Source organism: Dietzia sp. B19, from assembly GCF_014145155.1.
Classification (GTDB): Bacteria; Actinomycetota; Actinomycetes; order Mycobacteriales; family Mycobacteriaceae; genus Dietzia; species Dietzia natronolimnaea.
Genome location: NZ_JAALED010000374.1, coordinates 1 through 1,583, shown reverse-complemented (window position 1 = coordinate 1,583; position 1,583 = coordinate 1). Strand labels below are relative to the sequence as shown.

General features: G+C 72.3%; 3 protein-coding genes. All 3 read left to right on the top strand.

The window, feature by feature from the left end:
- Positions 1-141 precede the first annotated feature (141 nt).
- Positions 142-732 (top strand): YceD family protein, encoded by a 591-nt coding sequence (locus G6020_RS11080; RefSeq protein WP_182610669.1) that lies wholly within the window; start codon positions 142-144, stop codon positions 730-732.
- The gene (gene rnc, locus G6020_RS11075; RefSeq protein ID WP_182610668.1) at positions 729-1,427 is read left to right on the top strand and encodes a ribonuclease III; all 699 of its coding nucleotides are present in this window, start codon (positions 729-731) and stop codon (positions 1,425-1,427) included. The genes G6020_RS11080 and rnc overlap by 4 nt, the downstream gene beginning before the upstream one ends.
- Position 1,428: 1 nt before the next feature.
- On the top strand, positions 1,429-1,583 hold a 155-nt coding region (locus G6020_RS11070), incomplete at its 3' end, for a DNA-formamidopyrimidine glycosylase family protein (protein ID WP_277815271.1).

Sequence of the window (1,583 nt, the reverse complement as noted above, 5' to 3'; positions counted from 1 at the left end):
GTGTCCCGCGGGCGCGAGGAGCTCCACGGCGTCACCCCGGCCGGGCGGCGTGAGGCCACCGGCCGCCGCGGGGCGCGCGAGGGCGATCACTACGGCGACGGGTACGGGGACTACTGATCGGAGACGGGTAGTCTGCTGGGCGTGTCCACCACCTCCCGCAAGCGACGCCAAGGCCGCCCGGCCGCCGATTCCCTCGTCCTCGACACCCGCAGCATCACCCGGTCCCCGGGGGCGATGACGCAGGTCCAGCGTGCCGCGGTGCTGCCGTCGGACATCGGGGTCGAGCTGATCCGGATCCCCCAGGGGGCCGAGGTCGACCTGGATCTGGCCCTGACCTTCGTCGAGGAAGGGGTGTTGGTGACCGGCACCGTCGCCGGGCGGGCCACCGTGGAATGTGCGCGGTGTCTCGGCGAGTTCACCAGCGAGGTCTCCGTGGATCTGACGGAGATGTACGCCGTCGAGGGCACGGCCGCGGCGGACGGCGCGGAGCAGGACGAGGTGCGCCTGCTCGACGGAGACCTGCTGGACCTGGAACCCGCCCTGGTCGACGCCTTCGGTCTCGAGTTCCCGATGTCGCCCACGTGCACGGACTACGGTCTCAGCGACTGCGTCAACCCCGACACCCCCGCGCCGGACGGGGTCTCGGGCAGCACCGAGGGACGCATCGATCCCCGCTGGGCCGGCCTGGCGGAGAAGTTCGCGGACCCCGGGATCGACGAGGGGGCCGGGTGACGGACCCCTCCCCGGAGCTCGGCGCGGTCCTGGGTGTGCAGCTCCCCGCGGAGCTGGCCGCACAGGCGCTGACCCACAGGTCGTACGCCTACGAGCACGGGGGCCTACCACACAACGAGCGGCTCGAGTTCCTCGGCGACGCCGTCCTGGAGCTCGTCGTGACCGAACATCTCTACACCGCGTACCCGGACCGCCCGGAGGGCGACCTCGCGAAGATCCGTGCCAGCCTGGTCAACACCTACGTCCTGGCGGACATCGCCCGCGAGCTGGGCCCCGACGGACTGGGCGCGCTCCTCAGGCTCGGCAGGGGGGAGGAACTCACCGGCGGGCGGGACAAGCACTCGATCCTGGCGGACACCCTGGAGGCGGTCTTCGGCGCCGTGTACCTGACCCACGGTCTGGAGGTGGCGCGGGGGATCGTCGAGGGGATCATCGGTGAGCGCCTCCGCGTGGTGCCCACCCTGGGTGCGGCGTTGGACTGGAAGACCAGCCTCCAGGAGAAGTGTTCGGCGCTCGGTCGGCCCAAGGCCCGGTACGAGATCACCTCCACCGGGCCGGACCACGACAAGACCTTCGCCGCGGTGGCGCTGGTCGGTGACGATCCACTGGGGGAGGGCGTCGGTCGGACCAAGAAGGAGGCCGAGCAGAAGGCCGCCGAGCAGGCCTGGGCCGCCCTGGACCGGGCCGCGGGCTGACATGCCGGAACTCCCCGAGGTCGAGGTGGTGCGGCGCGGCCTCGAGTCCCACGTGGTGGGTCGTCGGATCCTGGATGCCGACGTGTCCGGGGCCCGCACGGCCCGCCGTCAGCCCGGCGGGCCGGCGGAGATCGTCGCCCGATTGCGAGATCGGGT